General features: G+C 33.5%; 1 protein-coding gene. It reads right to left on the minus strand.

Going from position 1 to position 424, the window contains the following annotated elements:
* The coding region (locus tag AB4512_RS23525; RefSeq protein ID WP_372175936.1) for a cytidylyltransferase domain-containing protein at positions 1-424 on the minus strand (424 nt) is incomplete at both ends.

Genomic DNA, 424 nt, shown 5'->3' on the forward strand with positions numbered 1-424 from the left:
CCTCTAGTGCTGTTGCTTCTAACAGGTAAGGAGAATCACCAACGCGTCTTTTCGTTCGTAATGCAGCTTCTTTCTTTACAATGTACAAACCCATTGTCTCAATTATAGTGTCACCTAAATCAACACTATTAGGGATATTTTTGACATCATACGAAGGTCCATTTTCATTCCATAGATATTGTTTTTCTTTTCTAACTAGGACTGCGGAATCATAGTTGCTATTATTCTTTATTTTTTCTATACCAACTTTTATCGTCGCAATATCAATAAATGGGCTGGTACATAAAACTTGTACATAAATATCTGCATCAACATGATTAACTTCGTTCAGAAACATTTTATTTCCGTCGGTTTTATTAGATGCTAATGATTTATCTCTTTTTAAAACCTTACAGTTCACTTCACTAGCTGCATTTATCACATC

Origin of the sequence: Vibrio sp. 10N.222.52.B7 (assembly GCF_041474275.1) — a bacterium.
Taxonomy (GTDB): Bacteria; Pseudomonadota; Gammaproteobacteria; order Enterobacterales; family Vibrionaceae; genus Vibrio; species Vibrio crassostreae_C.